At 64.1% G+C, this 20298-nt stretch carries 15 protein-coding genes and 1 CRISPR repeat array (1 of these 16 only partly in view); of the genes, 9 read left to right on the forward strand and 6 right to left on the reverse strand.

All coding sequences use genetic code 11. The annotated features are described in order from the left end of the window. Positions 1-175: 175 nt before the first annotated feature. The 4 genes from ACOYJQ_RS08210 to ACOYJQ_RS08225 are packed head-to-tail and all read right to left on the reverse strand — an operon-like array spanning position 176 to position 5492. Positions 176-2176, reverse strand: a complete 2001-nt coding sequence (locus tag ACOYJQ_RS08210) for a MacB family efflux pump subunit (RefSeq protein WP_433457569.1) — start codon at positions 2174-2176, stop codon at positions 176-178. A gap of 3 nt (positions 2177-2179) precedes the next feature. After that, positions 2180-3424, reverse strand: a complete 1245-nt coding sequence (locus ACOYJQ_RS08215; RefSeq protein ID WP_433457570.1) for an efflux RND transporter periplasmic adaptor subunit — start codon at positions 3422-3424, stop codon at positions 2180-2182. Continuing rightward, positions 3421-4779: an ATP-binding protein gene (locus tag ACOYJQ_RS08220; protein ID WP_433457571.1), complete on the reverse strand. Its 1359-nt coding sequence runs from the start codon at positions 4777-4779 to the stop codon at positions 3421-3423. Before ACOYJQ_RS08220 ends, ACOYJQ_RS08215 begins: the two co-directional genes overlap by 4 nt. Then, positions 4776-5492 carry a response regulator gene (locus ACOYJQ_RS08225; protein ID WP_433457846.1) on the reverse strand — a complete coding sequence of 239 codons (717 nt, stop codon included), beginning with the start codon at positions 5490-5492 and terminating at the stop codon, positions 4776-4778. The genes ACOYJQ_RS08220 and ACOYJQ_RS08225 overlap by 4 nt, the downstream gene beginning before the upstream one ends. Positions 5493-5685: 193 nt before the next feature. On the opposite strand from ACOYJQ_RS08225, the gene ACOYJQ_RS08230 reads away from it, so the two are divergent. Both ACOYJQ_RS08230 and ACOYJQ_RS08235 read left to right on the forward strand, forming a co-directional pair. Then, positions 5686-6438: an SGNH/GDSL hydrolase family protein gene (locus ACOYJQ_RS08230; RefSeq protein ID WP_433457572.1), complete on the forward strand. Its 753-nt coding sequence runs from the start codon at positions 5686-5688 to the stop codon at positions 6436-6438. Positions 6439-6642: 204 nt separating this feature from the next. Next, entirely contained in the window at positions 6643-7278 is a 636-nt protein-coding gene (locus ACOYJQ_RS08235) for a hypothetical protein (RefSeq protein ID WP_433457573.1), read from the forward strand. A 115-nt stretch (positions 7279-7393) separates the two neighbouring features. Here the strand turns inward: ACOYJQ_RS08235 and ACOYJQ_RS08240 are convergent, their stop codons facing one another. Next, positions 7394-8410 (reverse strand): GlxA family transcriptional regulator, encoded by a 1017-nt coding sequence (locus tag ACOYJQ_RS08240; RefSeq protein WP_433457574.1) that lies wholly within the window; start codon positions 8408-8410, stop codon positions 7394-7396. Positions 8411-8526: 116 nt separating this feature from the next. Here ACOYJQ_RS08240 and ACOYJQ_RS08245 point away from each other — a divergent pair, with 116 nt between their 5' ends. Continuing rightward, positions 8527-9084, forward strand: a complete 558-nt coding sequence (locus tag ACOYJQ_RS08245) for a cysteine hydrolase family protein (RefSeq protein ID WP_433457575.1) — start codon at positions 8527-8529, stop codon at positions 9082-9084. A 10-nt stretch (positions 9085-9094) separates the two neighbouring features. Here ACOYJQ_RS08245 and ACOYJQ_RS08250 read toward each other — a convergent pair whose 3' ends face one another. Continuing rightward, on the reverse strand, positions 9095-11014 hold the full coding sequence (locus ACOYJQ_RS08250; protein WP_433457576.1) for a sigma-54-dependent Fis family transcriptional regulator: 1920 nt from the start codon (positions 11012-11014) through the stop codon (positions 9095-9097). A 264-nt stretch (positions 11015-11278) separates the two neighbouring features. Here ACOYJQ_RS08250 and adh point away from each other — a divergent pair, with 264 nt between their 5' ends. The 6 genes from adh to cas2 all read left to right on the forward strand — a co-directional run bounded on the left by adh (position 11279) and on the right by cas2 (position 19582). Then, complete coding sequence (gene adh, locus ACOYJQ_RS08255) at positions 11279-12799, forward strand: aldehyde dehydrogenase (RefSeq protein WP_433457578.1); 1521 nt, start codon at positions 11279-11281, stop codon at positions 12797-12799. Between the two features lie 285 nt (positions 12800-13084). Beyond that, the gene (locus tag ACOYJQ_RS08260) at positions 13085-13453 is read left to right on the forward strand and encodes a DUF779 domain-containing protein (protein ID WP_433457580.1); all 369 of its coding nucleotides are present in this window, start codon (positions 13085-13087) and stop codon (positions 13451-13453) included. Positions 13454-13532: 79 nt separating this feature from the next. Further along, positions 13533-14399 (forward strand): alpha/beta hydrolase, encoded by an 867-nt coding sequence (locus ACOYJQ_RS08265; protein WP_433457582.1) that lies wholly within the window; start codon positions 13533-13535, stop codon positions 14397-14399. 580 nt (positions 14400-14979) lie between these two features. After that, a complete protein-coding gene (gene cas9, locus ACOYJQ_RS08270; protein ID WP_433457584.1) occupies positions 14980-18246 on the forward strand; it encodes a type II CRISPR RNA-guided endonuclease Cas9 in 3267 nt (1088 codons plus the stop codon). Between the two features lie 44 nt (positions 18247-18290). After that, complete coding sequence (gene cas1 / locus ACOYJQ_RS08275; protein WP_433457586.1) at positions 18291-19220, forward strand: type II CRISPR-associated endonuclease Cas1; 930 nt, start codon at positions 18291-18293, stop codon at positions 19218-19220. Continuing rightward, complete coding sequence (gene cas2, locus ACOYJQ_RS08280) at positions 19217-19582, forward strand: CRISPR-associated endonuclease Cas2 (protein WP_433457588.1); 366 nt, start codon at positions 19217-19219, stop codon at positions 19580-19582. The genes cas1 and cas2 overlap by 4 nt, the downstream gene beginning before the upstream one ends. Positions 19583-19654: 72 nt before the next feature. Next, a CRISPR array of direct repeats spans positions 19655-20298; the repeat unit is 36 nt; unit sequence AGCTTAGCAGATCAGAGAAAACGGTCCAGCCGCAAC (it continues 1308 nt past the right edge of the window).

Consider the following 20298-nt stretch of genomic DNA (forward strand, 5'->3'; position numbering starts at 1 on the left):
ATCAATTATTCTCAGGGCACCTCATAGCCCATCCATGGCTCTCGTTCAATAATAAGAACCCTTATATGGGCGCGTGAAAGTCTTTCATTAGAACTTGTATCACTTAAAACGCATGAATACGCTCTCCCCGCGCCGCATTGACCCCGAAAGGGTCGGCGACGCCGCGCGGGGCGCTTCAGTTGCGTGACAGCGCGACGACCGGATCGAGCTGCGCGGCGCTCTTTGCCGGCAGGTATCCGAAAGCGACGCCGATGACCGTCGAACACAGCAGCGAGGCTGCAATGGAAGCGGATGAATAGACCAGGCGGAAAGTCGACCCCGCAAGCTCGAAGATCGCGCCGAAGCCCAAGGCCAGCCCGATGCCGCCCAGCCCGCCGATGAAGCAGACGACGATGGCCTCGATCAGGAATTGCTGCATGATGTCGCCCTGACGCGCGCCGACCGCCATGCGCACGCCGATCTCCCCCACCCGCTCGGAAACCGTGACGAGCATGATGTTCATGACGCCGATGCCGCCGACCAGAAGCGAGATCAGCGCGATGGCGGATATCAGCAGCGTCAGCGTCTCCGTCGTGCTGGTGATGGTCTGGCGGATGTCGTCGGTGTTGAGAATGAAGAAGTCCTTCACGCCATGGCGCGCCAGCAGGAAATCGGTGACGGCCTGCTCCGCCAGCGCGGTCGGGGTGTCGTCGGCGACGCGCACCGTGATGCTGCGCAGCGTCGTATTGCCCAGAATGCGCGTCTGCACGGTGGTGTAGGGCAGATAGACGGAAGGGTTCTGGCTGGAGCCGAATCCCCCCTGCTGCGGCAGCGTCACGCCGATGACGCGCGCGGGCATCTTGCCGATCAGGATCACCTGCCCCACCGGGCTGCCGGAAAAACTCGCGAACAACGCCTTGCGGGTATTCTCGTCGATGACCACTTCCTGCGCCCTGGTGCGCACGCTGCCGGCGTCGAACAACTGGCCCTCGGCGAGCTTCACCCCTCTGGCGTCGAAATACTGGTCGCCCACGCCGTTGACCATGGCATTGGCGGAAATCGACCCGAACCGCAGCAGGTCGCTGGTCGACACCGTCGGCGTGACGGCGGCGACGTAGGATTGCATGGCGAGCGCATCGGCGTCGGCGACCACGAGCGTCGTGATCTTGCCGGACCGCGTGTCGCCGAAATCCCTGCCCGCGAAGATTTCCAGCGTGTTGGTGCCCAGGCTGCTGATGTTCGCCAGCACCTGCTGCCGCGATCCGGTGCCGAGCGCGACGACGCACACCACCGAGGCGATGCCGATGATGATGCCGAGCATGGTCAGGAACGTGCGCAGCTTGTGCGCGCTCATCGACAGGAAGGCCATGCGGAACGCTTCGCTGAAGCGATCGATTCCCGTCCGCCACCGCTTTTTCGCCTGCGGCCGGCGTTCCGCCGCATCGGCGGGGCCCGCCTCGCCCGCGTCCGCTTCCTCGTCCTGCCCGGTTCTGCGATCGGCGACGATGGCGCCGTCCTTCAGTTCGATGATCCGCTGCGCCCGCTGCGCCACGCCCATGTCGTGCGTGACGATGATCACGGTCTTGCCGGCGCGGTTCAGCTCTTGCAGGATCGCAAGCACCTCCTCGCCGCTGCGGGAATCGAGCGCGCCGGTCGGCTCGTCGGCGAGGATGACGTCGGCGCCGTTCATCAGGGCGCGGGCGATGGAGACGCGCTGCTGCTGCCCGCCGGAGAGCTGGCCCGGCCTGTGGGACAGGCGGTCCGCCATGCCGAGACGGGTGAGCAATTCCGTCGCATGGGCCTCGCGCTCCCGCGCGCCGATACCGGCGTAGATCGCCGGCATCTCGACGTTGCCGATCGCCGTCAGCTCCGGCAGCAGGTGATAGCGCTGGAAGATGAAGCCGAAATGCTCGCGCCGCAGTTCCGCCAGTTCGTCGCTGTCGAGCGTCGACGTCTCCCGGCCGCGGATGCGGTAGCCGCCGGCGGTCGGCCTGTCGAGGCACCCCAGGATGTTCATCAGGGTCGACTTGCCGGAGCCCGACGCGCCGACGATGGCGACCATCTCGCCGGCATGGATCGTCAGGTCGATGTCCTTGAGCACGACGAGCGTATCGTCGCCGGCCGGAAAGGCGCGGCGCAGGCGCTCGACCACGAGCAGCGGCTCGTGCGCCGGGCGGTCGTCCGTTGGCCGGTCCATCGCCTAGAACCCCATGGGCGACGGCGGCCCCCGGCGGGAACTGCCCGCCGCCGCGCCGGCCTGCGCCGTATACGTCCCGATCACGACGCGCTCCCCCTCCGCGAGACCGGAAAGCACCTCCGCCGTGATCTTGTTGTTGAGGCCGATCGTCACCTGCCGCGCCGCGATGCGGCCGGACGGCTCGGCCACCTGCACGGCATAAGCGCCGCCGTCCGGCGTCGCCTTCCCCAGCGCGGTGGCGGGAATCGTGAGCGCGTTTTCCGCCCGGCCCAGCACGATATGCACCTCGGCGGTCATGTAGGTGCGCAGCCGCCCTTCGGGGTTGGGAATGTCGAACACGCCGTTGTAATAGATGGCGGACGTCGAGCTGGACGAGCTCGCGGACGAACCGCCCGACGAAGTGCTGAAGCTGCTGTCGCTGGACACCGAATCGGGCGCGGGCTCTATGCGCTGCAACGTCGCGTCGTAGCGCCGGCCGGTATCCCCCAGGATGGTGAAGTAAACCGGCTGGCCGGGCGCGACATGCACGACATCGGCCTCCGATATCTCGGCGCGCACGGTCATGGTGTCGAGCTGCCCGAGGATGACGATGGTCGGCGCCGATTGCGCGGCGTTGACCGTCTGGCCCTCCTGCGTCACCACCGCCAGCACCGTGCCGTCGATCGGCGCGGTGATGCGGGTGTAGCCGAGATTGGCTCTCGCCGTTTCCACGGATACCTCCGACTGGATGATCTGCGCGTCCAGCGCCTCGATCTGGGCGCGCGTGACGGCGACTTCCGCGTCGGCGCTGTCGAGTTCGGCCTGCGATACCGCGCGCTGGGCCGCCATCCTGCGCTGGCGCTCCAGCGTGATCTCGGCGAGCCTGAGGCTCGCTGCCTTCTCGGCACGCTGGGCGCGCACGCCGGCCAGCGCCGCCTGCGCGGTGCGCAAGGCGTTCTCCTGCGTCACCGAATCGATTTCGGCGATGAGGTCGCCCGCCTTCACCTGATGTCCGGGCTCGACCTTGAGCGCCGTCACCCGGCCTGAGACCTGCGCGCCCACGGCGACGAGCCGCACGGGCTTGAGGATGCCGGTGGCGAGCACCGTCACCTCGACATTGCCGCGCGTCACCGGCGCCGTCATCACGCTGGCCGCCTGCGAGGTCGTCCGGTCGCGCTCCCGCACCAGATATGCCGCCCCGAGGCCGGCAGCCGCAACGAAAAGCAGCAGCACCCTGACGACAACCCGTCGCCGCCTTCCATTACTCATGAATGCCCCGATACGGATGAATGCGCCGGTATTTGCGGCAGGTCGATACGCGCCACGAGTCCATGCGGAACATTGTCATGCAACGACAGCCGCCCGCCTTGCGCCCGCACAAGCGAACGCGCGATCGCAAGCCCCAGCCCGAAGCCCTGCCCCGAGCGAACCGGGCGTTCGTCCTCCAGACGCACGAAGGGCTTCAGCGCGGCCTCGCGGCGCTCGGGCGGAATGCCCGGTCCGTCGTCCTCCACCGTCAGGACGATGCCGCCGTTGTCGCCGTAGCGCAGACGCACCACCACGGTCCGCGCATGGCGCACGGCATTGCCGACAAGGTTGGTCAGCACGCGATGCATGTCGTCGAGCCGGCCCAGGCACACCAGACGGTCGGGGCCGATGTAGCTGACGCCGTGGCCAAGCTCGGCGAATTCGTCCGTCACCGTCTGCGTGAGACTCGCGATATCGATGGTGGAAAGCGCGACCCCGGTTCGCTCGTCGCGGATGAGCGACAGCGCCGATCCCAGCATGGCGTTGATCTGGTCGAGATCCCGCTCCATCTGCGTGCGGGCGGCTTCGTCCTCGATGAACTCCGTGCGCAGCCGCAGGCGGGTGATGGGCGTCCTGAGATCGTGGCTGACGGCGAGCAGCATCTGGGTGCGCTCGTCGATAAGCTCCTTGATGCGGTCGCGCATGCGGTTGAAGGCCCGCGCCGCGCTGCGGATCTCCTCCGGCCCCTGCTCCAGAAGCGGCTCGTGCTCGCGGTTGACGTCGAAGTTCTCCGCCGCCTCCGCGAACCGCCGCAGCGGCGCGGTGATGGCCGTCACAGCCCAGAATGTCAGCAGCACGAGAACCGGCGCAAGGAACCCTAGCATCACCATCAGCCGGACGCCGGCGGGCGGGCCGGGCGGCATCTCCGGTATGCCGGACGCGATCAGGACCATGCCGTTGGCGAGGCGCAGGGCGATATCGCCCGCGCCGGTTCCAGACAGATCCCGGCGATGATAGACCGCGACATCCTCACCGAAGCGCCGGCCGAACCTCGCCACGGCCGGATGATCGGGCGGCAGGGGAACCGTCGCCCATGCGGGCAGTTGCGCGGACACGCCGAGCCACGGATAACGCCCCGCCAGAGACGCCGTAACCGCGCCGAGCGTCGGCCCCGCGGCGATATCGTCCACCATGCCGACGATGGCGGCAAGCTCCGCGTCGCGGCGTTCGAACTCACGCTCCTGCGGCAGCGGCCGCAAGACAAGGAACACCGTCGAGATCAGAATTTGCGACAGCACGACCGCGGCGATGCTGAGCAGCGCGATCTGCCCCGCGATGCGGCGCGGGTGAATCACCGTTGCGAGATCGGAAATCATTGCCGCTCCACCTTGACCGCGAACATGTAGCCGCTGTTGCGCACCGTCCTGATGAAGCGGGGATCCCGCGGATCGCGTTCGAGCTTCTGCCGCAGGCGGCTGACCAGAATGTCGATGCTGCGGTCGAAGGGGCCGGGCTCCCTTCCGCGCGTGAGATCGAGCAATTGCTCGCGCGTCAGCACGCGCTGCGAACGGGTGCAGAAAGCCATCAGCAGATCGAACTCCGCCCCGGTGAGGGAGACGCGCGCGCCGTCCGGGTCAACGAGATGGCGCTGGCGCGCATCCACCACCCAGCCCTCGAACGTGTGCAGCGGCACGTCGTCTTCCACTTCTCCGCCGTCCTGCGCAGCCCGCCGGAGGATGGCGCGGATGCGCGCCATGAGCTCGCGCGGATTGAACGGCTTGGCAAGATAATCGTCCGCGCCCATCTCGAGACCGACGATGCGGTCTATCTCCTCGCCCCGCGCCGTCAGCATCAGCACCGGAATGGTGGAGCTTGACCGCAACCGGCGGCAGATACTGAGGCCGTCCTCGCCCGGCAGCATGAGATCGAGGACGATGAGCTCGATGCGGGCGTCGGCGAGGATGCGATCCATCGCCCGCCCGTTCGCCGCGACGGAGGTCCTGAATCCGTTATTGTCCAGATAGCGGGCAACGAGTGCACTGATATCCGGGTCATCCTCGACGATCAGGATATGCGGCGCATCGCCCATGTTCCCAGCCACCCCTCGCATGCCGGTGTTCGATGGCACCAGTTAACGCATGATCCTGGCTGAAGAAATCGGAATTTTGTATCGGATTGTTTCTGCGCCGCCGGTGGAAACCGGCATGATACAAAACGCCTCAAAGCCGGAATAACCGGGAAACAAACGTCGGCGATGGTGCTGCCTCACGAAGGAGGCCCCTATGCACGCCCGCTCTCCATTTCCGGCATGGTTCCGGTGGCCGCTGATCGCGCCGCGCGGCCTGCCGCCCTATGGCCGGATAACGAAAACGCTGATCGGCGTGGGAATACTGGCCATGATCGCCATCGTTCCCGTTTCCGCATTCATGATGACGGAAGCCGCCGGGCCGCATGACGGTTACGCGCTCGTGCGGCTGCGGACGGTGGAGGCGCAGGCCGAACAGATCGAGGGCGACTACATCCTGCTCGCGGGGGATTCGCACACGGAGCGGCTCCTTCTGCCCGCGCTTTGCGGATTGCCGACCCTCAACGCCGGCCTCTCCGGCGCGACGCTCGCCGACATGGCGCCCTTTCTCTCCGCCGCGAAGATCAGGCCGCCGAAACTGACGCTGCTGATCGCCGGCACCAACGACGCCAACCTCAAGCGCAAGCCGGATACGGACGCGGCGCGCGCCGGCTTCCGGGAAAACCTCGACACCCTGCTCTCGATCCTGCACTGGAAATCGACGCGCGTCGTCGTATCGCAGGTGCCCCCGTTGCGGGAGCCGGGAGCGACGGGCTTCTCGCCGGCGGCCGTCCGGGCATTCGACGCCATCGTCGGCGAGACCTGCGACAGCGGAAAATGCCGCCGCGTCGTGCTGTTCCCGCCCGCAGACGGTCTTTCCCCGCGCGAGCCGCTTCACGCGCCGGACGGCATTCACCTCAACCGGCTCGCCGACAGGATATTGGCCCGCTCCGACGAAATCTGCGGCTGAAGGGTTTCTCCATCTCGTTGGAACGTGGAAACCCTCCGTCTTCCTGATTTTACGCGTTTTCTTCACGCAGACCGGCATCCGCGTTGCTTGAAAACACTTTCCGAGCTCGACTGAAGGACGAAACATTCGATGGATTTGCAATCGACACGCTGGAAAAATATCGGATTGCGGATAGGCGGAAGCTCCGGCGCGCGGATCGGCGCCGTGGCGGCCGCGGCTTGCCTCATCTACGCGCTCGGCCATCTGGAACCCGGCATGTCCGAGCGGGAGCGGCTCGACAACGAGATGCTCGCCCTCGCCGCCACCGACGCGCCATGGACAGGCCGCCACCGCGGCGATCTCATCATCGAATTCGAGGAGCATCCCGCAACACCCGCTGCAAAGCCCGCCGTCGCGACGCAAGCGCCGGACAGACAGGCCAGCCCCGCAGCCTGCATCACGGGACAGGCCGGCTGCAACACGCAAGGGACCGGCAGCCATGACGGCGAAGCGGCGTTACAGGCCGGCAGGCTCCCGCCCGCTCCGCCGCTTCCGCCGCGCCGGCCCGTCTTGTCCACCGCATCGGCAGCCTTCTCGGGGCCGCCGGCCTCACAGCCCGTTCCCCGGCCGGCGCTGACGATCGCGGCGCCACCCGCCCGCCTCGCCGCAGCGCCCCTGAACCTGTGCAGCGTGGATTGCGACGGACGGGTGGCGCATGCCCCGCAGGAAGATCGGCCGTCCTATTCCGGCAAGGTGATGAACGCCGGCCGCACGATATTGGCATGGGCTGCGGATGCATCCGTCACGGTGCTCGACAGCGGAAAACGGGCCATCGACAGCGCCGTCGACGTATTGCGATAAAGCATCGACCCGAACGGCACGGGCATTTTGCTTCACGGCCCTTCGGGTCGAAAAAAGATGCTCATACGATAGAGCGTTTTTGCATCTCGGTGAAACGTGAAAAATCTCCGCATCACTACGGAGCGGACGCATCGGCCTGAGACCGCGCCCCGAAACGGCGGCGATAGCTGCTGGGCGTCAGTCCGGTGAGTTTGAGAAAAAGCTTTCGAAACGAAGCCGGGTCGCCGTAGCCGACATCCCATCCGATCCGCTCGACTGTCGCGTTCGTGCTCTCCAGCAGTTCGCGCGCGCGGTCGATGCGCAGATGCTGGCAGTATTCCACCGGCCGCAAGCCGGTCGCCGCCGAGAAGCGGCGCAGGAATGTCCGCTCTTCCAGGCCCGCCTGCATTGCCATCGCGCCGACGCTGAAAGCCCGCTCGTCCTGTATGTCGAGCCAGCGCTGAACCTTCAGGACGGCTGCGTCGCCGTGATCGCGGCGGGGCGAGAAGGCGGTATAGTAGCGCTGCTCCCGGCCCGGCGGATCGATCACCAGAAAACGCGCGGTCTCGACCATCGCGGCCCTGTTCAGATAGCGGCCGAGCAGGTGAAGCCCGAGATCGGTCCAGGCCATGAGCCCGCCGGCGGTGACGATATCGCCGTCGTCGATCAGCAGCTTCTCCGTATCCACCCTCACGCGCGGGAAGCGCGCGGCAAAAGACTCCGAGCAGGTCCAGTGGGTCGTCGCCGGTCGCCCGTCCAGCAGTCCGGTTTCGGCGAGCAGAAACCCGCCCGCGCAGACGGAAGCCAGCGTCGCCCCGGCCGCGTGGCGTCGCCGCAGCCAGCCGGCAAGAGCCGGCACCGCCTCTCCCGAAGGCGGATCGCCGAGACTGGGCGGCAGGATGACGACATCCGGCCGCTCGTCGGCCTCCTCCGCCCGTTCCCGCGCGGCGGTGTCGAACGATACGGCCATACGGCCGGTTTCCGCGATCGGCCCGACATGGCTCACGCGCAGCCGTGGCGGCATGCCCCCGGCCCGGTTGCGCGCCAGACGATCCGCCACGGCGAACAGATCGGTCAGGCCGAGCACGGCGGACATCTGCGCGTGAGGATAGATCAGGATCGCCACATGCCAGGGGCGGCAAGGGTCCGTCATTTGTCGAAAACGCCCCGTCATTTGTCAAAATCGCCAATGTTCACACTGCCACAGCCGCCTTATGCCTTCAATCGTTGCAGAACGCGCCGCGCGGCGCGCACGACAAGGAGGGAAGAATGACGAAGCGTGCGCTGATCATCATCGATTTGCAAAACGACTATTATTCCGGCGGCCGTTTTCCGCTGGTGAACATCGACGCCGCCACCGCCAACGCGGCGCGCGTGCTGGACGCGGCGCGCGCCGGCGGCGATCTCGTCGTGCATGTCCGCCATGAATTCGCGAGAGACGACGCGCCCTTCTTCGCCCCCGGCACCGAAGGCGCGGCGATCAACGGCGCCGTGGCGCCCCGCGACGGCGAGACCGTCGTGCTCAAGAACGCCGTCAACGCCTTCCTGAACACCGACCTGAAGGACGTGCTCGACAGCAACGGCGTGGCCGACGTGACGATCGTCGGCGCCATGAGCCACATGTGCGTCGACGCCGCCACGCGCGCGTCGTCCGATTACGGCTATCGCACCACGGTCGTCCACGACGCCGTTGCTACGCGGGATCTCGACTTCAACGGCACGACCGTTCCGGCCGCGCAGGTTCACGACGCCGCCATGGCGGCGCTGGCTTTCGCCTATGCCGCCGTGCTGTCGACCGACGCCTATCTCGGCGCGCCGGCCGCCTGATGACGGCCGGTTACTGCAAGCGCCGCAAGTGGCGATAGAGCGTGCTGCGGTTGATGCCGAGGCGGCGCGCGGCCAGCGACACGTTGCCGCCGCTGGCTTCGAGCGCCTCGCGCATCATGGCGTGGGCATGGCGGTGCAGTGAGCCGGTCTCCGCCGGCTGCGCCGCTCCCGCCTCGCCCTGAAACCCGCGCAGGGCGACCGGCAGCAGGTTGGGACCGGGCTGCACGCCGGCCATCGCGAGCGCGGCAAGGGCGCGCAACGCCCCCACCAGCTCACGATAGTTCCCCGGCCAGTCGTAGGCTTCCATCCTGCGGCGGATTTCTTCCGCCAGCGGGGTGGAGCCGCTTGTGACCTGCCGCCAGAGATTATCGATGAGAGACGGAAGGTCGCCGCGCTTGCGCAACGGATCGAGCGTGATGCTGAACTGGGCCAGACGATAGAAAAGATCGGAGCGGAACTGCCCCTGCCGCGACAGCGCCTCGATGTCGCGATGCGTGGCGCTGATCAGGCGTATGTTGACCGGCACGGGCCGGCCGCCTCCCAGCGGCACCACCTGCCGATCCTGCAACACGCGCAGCAGGCGCGATTGCAGCGCCAGCGGCATGTCGCCGATTTCGTCGAGAAACAGGATACCGCCATCGGCCTCGCGCAGAAGCCCGCGCGAACCGTGCCGCCGCGCGCCCGTAAACGCGCCTTCCTCATAGCCGAAAAGCTCCGATTCGATCAGGCTTTCCGGGATGGCCGCGCAGTTGACGGCGACGAACGGCATATCGGCGAAACGGCTTCCCGCATGAACGGCGCGTGCGAAAGCCTCCTTGCCGGATCCGGTCTCGCCGTTGATCAGCAGCGGCACGTCGGCGCTCACGAGGCGCACGGCGTTTCCGATGTTGGCGAGCGTCCGGGCGTCGAACATGGGTTCGGGCCACGGCACGACCGTGGCAGGTTCCGCAGGAGCCGGCCGCGCTCCGGGCAGGGACGTTCCGCCCCGCAAGGCGACCGGCGCGCCCGCGCCGCCGCGCGGCAGCCTGTAATGCACGACACCGCCCGCAAGGGCGTGCAGCGTGCCCTCCCGGCGCAGGGATTTCATGCCTCCCTCGAACAGTGAATCGAACGATGCGTGGCCGAGCGCGCTCCAGTCCCGCGAAACGCTTCTGAGCGCATGGCGATTGGCCGCGACGAGGCGCTCGCCCTCGAACACCAGAATGCCTTCGCGCGCGGTGCCGAGCAGCGCCGGATCCGCGTGGAAGCGCAGGATGTCGCGTTCGCGCGCGCCGGCCATCCTGTCGAGCGTGTGGTTGAACAGGCGATGTTCGATCCGGTCCGCGAGAAGGCACACCATCGAGAAGCAATGCTGTGAAATCGTGGACGGATTGCCCGACATGTCGATCGCCCCGACGATCGCGCCCACGGGGCTGAAGATCGGCGCGGCCGTGCAGCCGAGCCCGCCATGGAACTCGTGAAAATGCTCGCCGCCGATCACCGTCACCGGACAGCCGTCGTAAAGGGCTGTGCCGATCGCGTTGGTGCCAATGGACGCCTCGCTCCAGTCGACGCCGGGGCTGAGCGCAAGACGCGTCGCCTTGTTGGCGAACGAGGCGTCGCCACCCGAATCCAGCACGACCCCCGTGGGGTCCGCCAGTATCACGATGTTGCCCGTCGCGCGGATCTCCCGTCGCAGCGCCTCGATCTCCGCGCGGCTCAGGTGAAGCAGCGTCTCGTGCTGCTCGCGGATTTCCCGCAGGTCGCGCGCGCTGACCGGCGCGACGGAAGGCGCGCGGCCCGCATCGTGCCCGAGCTGCGCGCATCTGAGCCAGGACTGAAGAATGGTGCTGGAGACAAGCTCTCCCGGCGCCTCGCGCTCGGAAAAGAACCGGTCGCGCGCAGCGGAAACCGTATTCGTCGCCCGCGTCATACTCCTGCCCGTTGCCATGGCCGCCCCCCGATGTTGTTATTTGCCACAATTGTTGCATCAACAGCGATGCAGTTTGCAACACTTTTCCCGATACCTTCGCGACCCGCATCGGGGCCGCGTTTTCACCGGCGGGGCGGGAAACGAATTTTATCCATCGCCGCCCTGCCCGCGCCGCGACGCAGCATGCAATTGTCGCACCGCACATGGCCGCTGGCACGGGAGTTGCTCACCTGCATGACAGTTGCACGCGCAACATTTCGCGATCAAATCTGGAGGAACGCCGTGAACAAGTACGAACCCGCCACCGCCCTGACCAGTTCGCCGTTCAAGGAGCGCTATGACAACTTCATCGGCGGGCGCTGGGTCGCCCCCGTCGACGGGCGCTATTTCGACAACACGTCTCCCATCAACGGGCGCAAGATCACCGAGGTCGCCCGCTCGCAGAAGGAAGATATCGAACTGGCGCTCGACGCCGCCCACGCCGCCAAGGAGGCCTGGGGCAAGACCAGCGCGGCGGATCGGGCGCTGGTGCTGCTGCGGATCGCGGACCGCATCGAGGAAAACCTCGAACTGCTCGCGCTCGCCGAGACGTGGGACAACGGCAAGCCGATCCGTGAGACCACCGCCGCCGACATTCCGCTCGCCGTCGACCACTTCCGCTACTTCGCCAGCGTCATCAGGACGCAGGAAGGCGGCATCAGCGAGCTGGACCACGACACCGTCGCCTACCATTTCCACGAGCCGCTGGGCGTCGTCGGCCAGATCATTCCGTGGAACTTCCCCATCCTGATGGCTGTCTGGAAGATCGCCCCGGCGCTGGCCGCCGGCAACGCCATCGTGCTCAAGCCCGCCGAACAGACGCCGGCATCCATTCTGGTGCTGGCGGAGCTGATCCAGGACCTGCTGCCGCCCGGCGTGCTGAACATCGTCAACGGCTTCGGCCTCGAAGCGGGCAAGCCGCTGGCGTCGAGCCCGCGCATCGCCAAGATCGCCTTCACCGGTGAGACGACGACCGGCCGGCTGATCTCGCAATACGCGGCGCAGAACCTCATTCCGGTAACGCTGGAGCTGGGCGGCAAGTCGCCGAACATCTTCTTCGCCGATGTGCTTGAAGCCGACGACGAATTCTTCGACAAGGCGCTCGAGGGCTTCGTGCTCTTCGCCTTCAACCAGGGCGAGGTCTGCACGGCGCCGAGCCGGGCGCTCATTCAGGAATCGATCTACGACCGTTTCATCGAGCGGGCGCTGGAGCGGGTGAAGGCGATCAAGCAGGACAATCCGCTCGATCCCTCGACGGCGATCGGCGCGCAGGCGTCGAGCGAGCAGCTCGAAAAGATCCTGAGCTACATCGACATCGGCAAGCAGGAAGGCGCCGAGCTGCTGACCGGCGGCGAACGCAACGTCCTGCCGGGCGATCTGGAAGGCGGCTACTACGTCAAGCCCACCGTGTTCAAGGGCCACAACAAGCAGCGCATCTTCCAGGAGGAAATCTTCGGTCCCGTTCTCGCCGTCACGACCTTCAAGGACGACGACGAGGCGCTGGCCATCGCCAACGACACGCTCTACGGCCTCGGCGCCGGCGTGTGGACGCGCAACGGCACCCGCGCCTATCGCTTCGGCCGCGCCATTCAGGCGGGCCGCGTATGGACGAACGTCTACCACGCCTATCCGGCGCACGCGGCGTTCGGCGGCTACAAGCAGTCCGGCATCGGCCGCGAGAACCACAAGCAGATGCTGAGCCATTACCAGAACACCAAGAACCTTCTCGTGAGCTACAGCTCGCAGAAGCTTGGCCTGTTCTGATTCCAGAGCATCGTGCAGAAAAGTGGGCACCACTTTTCGTCGACGAAGATGCGTTAAAGCGTTTTCAAGCAAAGCGGGTACCGCTTTGCTTGAAGAAAACGAGCCAAATCAATAAGATAGAGCATTTCGGCGTTTCAACGAAACGCCGAAATGCTCTAAAGTAAAAAGTCAGAGCGTCAGTTCTGATTCCATCAGAACGTCCGACGCTCCAAAGCAGGATATTCCGCCGTCGCCCCGACATATGCCGATGTCGCGGGCCGATGAGACAGGCAAGGGAGGCCGGAGATGACCGAAGCACCACCTCGCGTTCTGGCAACCGATGCTGCGCTCGGGCTGATCGACGCCCTGCGCGCGGAACACGGGCCGATCCTTTTCCACCAATCGGGCGGCTGCTGCGACGGATCGTCGCCGATGTGCTATCCGCAGGGCGAGTTTTTCATCGGCGACAGCGACGTCTTGATGGGCGAGATCGGCGGCGCACCGTTCTACATGAGCCGCCCGCAGTTCGAATACTGGAAACACACACAGCTCATTATCGACGTTGTGCCGGGCCGCGGCGGCATGTTCTCGCTCGAGAACGGCCGCGATGTCCGTTTCCTGACGCGCTCGCGCCTGTTCACGGAAGAGGAAGCGGCGGCGCTGCCGACGCTGTGATTTCTTCCGCAAAACCGCAGAACAGGATAATCTGCTTCCGCGTACATCATCATCTTTTCCCTGAAACGGAAGGGGCGCCATGGGACAGGTCACGCTTGCGGATGCCCGGACGGCGGAGGCTGCGAACCCGCAAGGCCCGAAGCAACGCGCGGTTCTCTTCATTCACGGGGCATGGCTCACCCCGGCCTGCTGGGACGAGTTTCGCCAGCCGTTCGACGCCGCGGGCTTCGCGACGCTCGCGCCGGCATGGCCCGGCCTCGACGGGCCGGTGGAGGACCTGCGCGCAGCGTCGGATCCGCGTCTGGGCGCACTCTCGATAAACGAGATCACCGATCATTACGCGCGCATCGTCGCCGCGCTGGACACGCCTCCCCTGCTGGTCGGCCATTCCTTCGGCGGGCTCGTCGTCCAGTTGCTGCTCGCGCGCGGGCTTGGCGCCGCCGGGGCGGCGCTCGCGCCCGCGCCCTTTGCCGGCCTCTGGCCCGATCCCGTTTCCCTCGGATCGGCGATCCTCGTGGGGCTGGACTGGCGGGGCTGGAACCAGCCCTACGATATCGCCCGCGACGTCTTCGACACCCGCGTCGCCAACACGCTGCCGCCGCGCAGGCGCGGGGAAATCTACGACAGCACGGTGCCGAGCCCCGGACGGCTCTATGGCGAGGCGGCGACAGGTCTCGGCACGTTTCTCTGGCCGCCGGCCCGACAGGCGCCGCTTCTCCTCATCGCAGCCGGCGAGGACCGTCTGATCGCGCCTGCTCTGGTGTTCAACGCATGGCAATGGCAAACGCTCGCGCCGGCGCGCACCGATTACGATCTGGCCGAAGGCGTTTGCCATCTCCTGATCTTCGAGCAGAAAGGGAAGGAAGTGGCCACCCGCGTAATCGCCTGGGCGCGCGAAAACGGCGTCACCCCGCAAGCCGCCAACGAGTCGACCGCTTTCCGCTGAAGCGCTTTTTGTCACCCAACTCCGGGAAAAGCGGATTACGCCTTTCCTTCTTTAAGCATTCCACCTGTCAGTCAAACGCAGGAAGGCGACGTCATGTTGTTGAAGCGTGGCTTTCCCCCAAATTGATCCACTTTTGGGGCTCATGCGCTAGAAACTGGAAGTTAAAAAATAAAAAGCCGCCCCCGGAGGGGCGACCTTATCTGGTGCCATCTTGGCTTGTTAACGGCCAGACCGCTTTCTCTGATCTGATAAGTGCCTATATATCTACCAGCATTTAGCTGACGCGTCAATGCGGCCCGACCGCAACTATATCACCAACGATCGAATCCCGTTCGATAGTGTTACAATAGTTAAAATTGACTTTGGTATGGACGCAAAGCCGTGCTACCAAGTGTTTAGTGTTATACGCGATGGCGGTTGTCGTTGGTTTGGACCCTCAAGGTATCCGTTGCCGATGGTAGCATGATTACCATACGTTGTTTGTGATTGATTGTAAATTCCCTTATATCACCAATATTTAAAAATTGAGCGCACACCTATGGCAAACGTAAAAACCGCGAACACACTCCTGTCATTGGACATGGGCTCCACCTCAATCGGGTGGTGCCTCTTCGGACTGGACGCGCGCGGCGAACCCGCGTTCATCATCGATATCGGCGCGCGCACCTTTTCCGATGGACGTGACGCACAATCGAAAACGCCGCTCGCCGTCGCCCGACGCGCGGCCCGCTCCATGTCCCGCCGGCGCGACCGCTACCTGCGCCGGCGCAGGGCCGTGCTTCGCACGCTGGTTGAATATGGCCTGCTTCCCGCCGACGAGGGAGAGCGAAAGGCGTTGTTGAAGGAAACCGGCGACCGCAGGAAGGAAACCGGCGAGGCCAGCGCCACCCCTTACGCCTTGCGCGCGAAGGCGCTGACGGAAAAGCTGCCGCTCGCCTATATCGGCCGGGCGCTGTTCCAGCTCGGGCAACGGCGCGGCTTCAAATCCAACCGCAAAACGGACCGCAAGGACAACGAGAAGGGCAAAATCGCGCTCGGCATCGAGGAACTCCATGCCGAAATGCGCAAGGCCGGGGCGCGAACCTATGGCGAATGGCTCGCCATGCGGCGCGCAAATGGCCATGTAACGCGGCTGCGGGCAGGATCGGAAGCCTTCGCCGGCGACAGCTATGCCTTCTACCCGGAACGCGCGCTGCTTGAAGACGAGTTCCAGCGGATATGGGACGCCCAGACAAAGTATTATCCTGGTCTGATGACACCGGAACGGCGGCAACATCTGTTCGATGTCATGTTTTATCAGCGCCCTCTGAAGAAACAAACGGTCGGGAACTGCCTTTTCAACGCAAGGGAAAAGAAACTGGCGAAGGCGCATCCGCTGTTTCAGGAATTCCGGCTCTACAAGGAGGTAAACGAACTGGCGCTGGTTATGCCCGACCAAAGCCGCCGGAAGCTCGACATCGACCAGCGCAACGCGCTCGTCACCCTGCTGCGCGGCCGGAGAGAGGTTTCTTTCAAGGTATTGCGAAAAACGCTGAAACTCACGCCCGATATCGTCTTCAACAAGGAAAGCATGAACCGCGACAAGCTCAAGGGCGACGAGATTCATGCCACCTTTTCGGACAAGACGCGTTTCGGTCCGCGTTGGAGCGGTTTTTCGCGTGCACGGCAATGGGACATCATTCAGAGACTGCGGGACGACGAGGACCCGGCGGTGCTCTTCGCCTGGCTGAAGGCGGAATTCGGCTTCGAAGGCGAGCAGGCGGAGGCGATCGCCAACGCCCCCTTGCCGGAGGGATACGGCCGGCTTGGCGAAACCGCGTTATCGTCCATGCTGGAGGAAATGAAGGCGGACGTCATCCCGGAAGCGGAAGCCGCCAGACGTTGCGGATATGATCCCACTCACCTCGGCGATGAGCGCGACGAAGGCGAGCCCTTCCTGCCACGTTATCAGGAAATCCTTGCCCACCGCATACGGCCCGGCACCAACGACCCGGAGGATCTCTACGATATCCGGATGGGCCGCTTCACCAATCCCACCGTGCACATCGGCCTCAACCAGTTGCGCCGGCTCGTCAACAGGCTGATCGCCCGCCACGGCAAGCCGACATATATCACGGTGGAACTCGCGCGCGATCTCCCGCTCTCCGAGGAGCAAAGGCGAAAAATCGAGCAAAAAAACAGAGAAAACACCCGCTATGCCGAAGCGCGATCGAGGAAACTCCGGGAAATGGGCCAGCCGGACACTGGCTATAATCGCGTGCTTCTGAAGCTGTGGGAGGAACTGAACCTTGACAAGCCGGAGGATCGTGTCTGCATCTATTCCGGCAAACCGATCACTATCAGCATGCTGTTCTCAACCGACGTAGACATCGATCATATCCTGCCCTGGTCGAGAACGCTGGACGATAGTCACGCCAACCGAATTCTATGCCTGACATCCGCCAATCGGGAGAAGCGCAACCGCGCCCCGGCGGATGTATCCGAATGGCACGACCGCTATGACGAAATCCTCGCCCGCGCCGCGCGCCTGCCGCAGAACAAGCGCTGGCGCTTCGCGCCGGACGCCATGGAAAAATTCGAGGCAGAAGGCGGGTTCCTCGCCCGGCAATTGATCGACACGCAGTATCTTTCCCGCATGGCGCTGGAATATCTCAACTGCCTCTACCCGTCGACGGAACCGGACGGAAAAGGCGGCAGGGTCAAGCGTCGGTATGTGCGCGTCTCGCCGGGGCGCCTCACGGAATTGCTGCGGCGCAACTGGGGGCTCAACAATCTGTTGCCCGACCACAATCAGGGCGAAACGGCGCAGGAAAAGAACCGCAAGGACCACCGCCATCACGCCATCGACGCCGCCGTGGTCGGCGTGACCACACCCGCCCTGCTGCAACGCATCTCCACCGCCGCGGGTCGTCTGGACGGCGTGAATTTCGAGAACTTCGTGAAGAAGACCGTCTCCGAAAACCCGCCATGGCGGGGTTTTCGCGAGGATCTGCAAAGGGCGGTCAACGCCATCGTCGTCAGCCACAAGCCGGATCACGGCACGGTTTCACGCGCGGGCTACGCCACGGGCAAGGGCCAGACGGCGGGCAGGCTGCACAACGACACGGCCTACGGGTTTGGCAAGGATGCAAACGGCAACCCGGTCGCCGTGCACCGCAAGCCGTTCCTCTCGTTGGAGCCCAAGGATATCCCCGCCATCCGCGACGAGGAACTGCGCAACGCGCTTCATGACGCGATCGGCGCCCTGGCCAACGATAAGAAGGCGCGATTCGAGGCGCTCGATCGCTTCCGCAACCAGCACCCGAAGTACAAGGGCATCCGCCGCGTGCGGATGGCGGAAACCCTTGGTCTCATTGCGATCCATGACCGCGACGGCAAGGCGTACAAAGGCTACAAGGGTGATGCCAATTACCGTTACGACGTCTGGGAAACGCTCGATGGAAAATGGCATTCGGAAGTCGTCTCGATGTTCGACGCCCATCAACCGGGGTGGCAATCGGCTTTTCACGCCGGGCATCCGGCCGCGCGCCGCGTCCTGCGCCTTCAACAAAACGACATGGTGGCCTATGAGCATCCCAAGGATGGCTATACCATTGCAAGAGTGGTGAAGTTCTCGGGCGACCGGGTTTACTTCGCCCCCCACAAGGAAACGGGAAAACTGAAGGAACGCGATGCCGACAAGAACGACCCTTTCCGCTATCTGAGCAAATCGGCCAATGGTCTGAAAGAGATATTCTGCCGTCAGGTGCGAGTCGACGAGCTTGGGCGCGTATTCGATCCCGGACCGCAGGATATGGAGTCGAAGCCCAGACGGAAACGGAAGAATAAATCCCAGGATAGCACCTGACATCCATTTATGATTTCTTTATCGTTCCATGACATGAACTTCTCATGGAGCGTATTGTGGACATATCGACGGATGGTCTGCATTTGGCCATCTACCGCGGCTTCCTGACCGTTTCGGCAAACGGCGAGGAGCGGGGAAGGATTGCGCTCGACGATATCGGCGCGCTGATCGTGCATGCCCACGGCACGACCTGGTCGAACCAGGTTTTCGTCAGGATGGCGGAGCGCAATGTACCGGTGGTGCTTTGCGCCGCCAATCATGCCCCGGTTTCGGTGGTCTGGCCGCTTGAGGGCCATCATGCGCAGGGCGCGCGCCTGAGAGCGCAGATCGATGCCTCGAAACCCCTGCGGAAGCAACTCTGGCAGAGGGTGATCGCAGCCAAGATACGCATGCAGGGACAGGTGCTTGCCGCCAACGGCAAGGAAGCGGGCGCATTCGACATGCTGGCGCGCAAGGTTCGCTCCGGCGATCCCGACAATATCGAAGCGCAGGCGGCGCGTCGCTACTGGAAAAGCTTGTTCGGCACGGACTTCTATCGCGATCCGAATGCCGATGGCGCCAACGCCTTGCTGAATTACGGCTACACTGTGTTGCGCGCTCTGGTTTCCCGCGCCATCTGCGCTTCCGGCCTGCATCCGACGATCGGCATCTTCCATTCCAATCGGGCAAATGCTTTTGCGTTGGCCGACGACCTCATGGAGCCCTACCGGCCGCTTGTCGATCAACTGGTATTCAATCTCACGGCCGCCGGGATAAACATCCTTTCGCCCGCCGCGAAAAGGGCCTTGACCTCTATCGCCACCTTCGATCTGCAAACGCCAGTCGGCCTTTCTCCGGTATCGGTTCAGGTCGGTCGCTTTGTCCACTCCGTTGCGACCAGCTTCGAGGCGGGCGAAGTCAGGCTTGAACTGCCCTCCCCGCCTTCGCCGCTCGAACTGGCGGGTCTCGGCAAATCGGCGCTGGAGGAAGAATGACAGCCTTTCACAAAAAAGCCGCCAGCGGACCGAGGCATTTGAGCGGGTATCAGATCATGTGGATGCTTGTTACCTTCGACCTGCCGGTGGAAACAAAGCAACAACGAGCGGCGGCAACCGGATTCCGCCAGCATCTGCTGGACATCGGCTTCGAAATGAGTCAACTTTCCAATTATTTAAGATTTTGCAACGGTAAAGAACAGTTTGAGAGTTATGTGCGGCAGATTGAAAAAGGCTTGCCGGAATGGGGCGATGTTTACATTTTCCAATTCACGGACCGACAATATGAAAACATCATCCGCTTCTCCGATCAGGCCCGCAGGAAACGCCGGAAAAATCCCGATCAACTCGCCCTATTCTAGCCCCCGGAGCCATTTCGATGCAACCGATATCGACCAATTCCCCTTTACATTCAGGGAATTGGCCGAATATCGAGCTTAGCAGATCAGAGAAAACGGTCCAGCCGCAACAAATTATGTTCTGTAGAGTCTGAATATGTTAGCTTAGCAGATCAGAGAAAACGGTCCAGCCGCAACACCGGCGCATGGCGGTCCATGGCGAAAGAGAGCTTAGCAGATCAGAGAAAACGGTCCAGCCGCAACAGAGCAAATGCGTTCACAATCTCCATTTGGAGCTTAGCAGATCAGAGAAAACGGTCCAGCCGCAACCATCAATGAGACGTTCACTGACTTCCGTGGAGCTTAGCAGATCAGAGAAAACGGTCCAGCCGCAACACCCTGAAGAGAGGGGAGCGATAGCTGGGTAGCTTAGCAGATCAGAGAAAACGGTCCAGCCGCAACTGCCGACGACTGGAGCCGCGTTTTTCGCGGAGCTTAGCAGATCAGAGAAAACGGTCCAGCCGCAACGAAATCCGCCTTTCCGCACCCCGACCTGCGAGCTTAGCAGATCAGAGAAAACGGTCCAGCCGCAACGTTTCGAGCGCGCGGTCGACGGCGCGGTGAAGCTTAGCAGATCAGAGAAAACGGTCCAGCCGCAACGTGCCGACGCGCTGGACGCGCGCCGAGGCGAGCTTAGCAGATCAGAGAAAACGGTCCAGCCGCAACGAGATGATCGACTT

The organism is Pseudochelatococcus sp., from assembly GCF_050946405.1.
Lineage (GTDB): Bacteria > Pseudomonadota > Alphaproteobacteria > Rhizobiales > Beijerinckiaceae > Pseudochelatococcus.

Bases quoted from the DNA above. Each gene is read 5' to 3' on its own strand.
- cas1 (WP_433457586.1), top strand. From the start codon at position 18,291: ATGGAGCGTATTGTGGACATATCGACGGATGGTCTGCATTTGGCCATC.
- ACOYJQ_RS08215 (WP_433457570.1), bottom strand. From the start codon at position 3,424: ATGAGTAATGGAAGGCGGCGACGGGTTGTCGTCAGGGTGCTGCTGCTT.
- ACOYJQ_RS08240 (WP_433457574.1), bottom strand. From the start codon at position 8,410: ATGACGGACCCTTGCCGCCCCTGGCATGTGGCGATCCTGATCTATCCT.
- ACOYJQ_RS08260 (WP_433457580.1), top strand. From the start codon at position 13,085: ATGACCGAAGCACCACCTCGCGTTCTGGCAACCGATGCTGCGCTCGGG.
- ACOYJQ_RS08225 (WP_433457846.1), bottom strand. From the start codon at position 5,492: ATGGGCGATGCGCCGCATATCCTGATCGTCGAGGATGACCCGGATATC.
- ACOYJQ_RS08250 (WP_433457576.1), bottom strand. From the start codon at position 11,014: ATGGCAACGGGCAGGAGTATGACGCGGGCGACGAATACGGTTTCCGCT.
- ACOYJQ_RS08265 (WP_433457582.1), top strand. From the start codon at position 13,533: ATGGGACAGGTCACGCTTGCGGATGCCCGGACGGCGGAGGCTGCGAAC.
- cas9 (WP_433457584.1), top strand. From the start codon at position 14,980: ATGGGCTCCACCTCAATCGGGTGGTGCCTCTTCGGACTGGACGCGCGC.
- ACOYJQ_RS08230 (WP_433457572.1), top strand. From the start codon at position 5,686: ATGCACGCCCGCTCTCCATTTCCGGCATGGTTCCGGTGGCCGCTGATC.
- ACOYJQ_RS08245 (WP_433457575.1), top strand. From the start codon at position 8,527: ATGACGAAGCGTGCGCTGATCATCATCGATTTGCAAAACGACTATTAT.
- cas2 (WP_433457588.1), top strand. From the start codon at position 19,217: ATGACAGCCTTTCACAAAAAAGCCGCCAGCGGACCGAGGCATTTGAGC.
- ACOYJQ_RS08220 (WP_433457571.1), bottom strand. From the start codon at position 4,779: ATGATTTCCGATCTCGCAACGGTGATTCACCCGCGCCGCATCGCGGGG.
- ACOYJQ_RS08210 (WP_433457569.1), bottom strand. From the start codon at position 2,176: ATGGACCGGCCAACGGACGACCGCCCGGCGCACGAGCCGCTGCTCGTG.